The following is a 409-nucleotide window of genomic DNA, read 5'->3' on the forward strand; positions in this document are numbered from 1 at the left end:
AACACCAGCGCTGCCAATGTCGCCAAGAGGAACGCAGCACCAAAAGCACCGATTGCTCTTAGGTTTCCGATTTCCAGATTCTGCTTGAACCAGCGGACTTGCGCCTGCGCATACCAGACTGTGGCAGAGGCCATTGTTACTAAGCCAAACAGCAGGCCCTGTTGATGAGGCATCGATACGAAATCGAGACCAAGCACGAGCATGAAGACGAACGGGGCGGCGACATAACACTGGCCGAAGAACGGCGAGCGAAGCGTATGCCGCGTAATTCTGACCTTCTTCCAGCGCAACAGCGCGACAGCCATGCACAGGGGATAGATCCCAAAAATCATGCCACGCGCGATCAGCAGGTTGGAAACTGATCCGAGTTCCTTGGATCCAATTCCGGGATCGTAAACAGACGGCAATG

At 54.5% G+C, this 409-nt stretch carries 1 pseudogene; it reads right to left on the minus strand.

The window, feature by feature from the left end:
* Positions 1-409 (minus strand): annotated as a pseudogene (locus NDO48_RS29085) (permease); the annotation flags it as partial.

This window comes from Aminobacter sp. MET-1 (assembly GCF_026521175.1).
Lineage (GTDB): Bacteria > Pseudomonadota > Alphaproteobacteria > Rhizobiales > Rhizobiaceae > Aminobacter.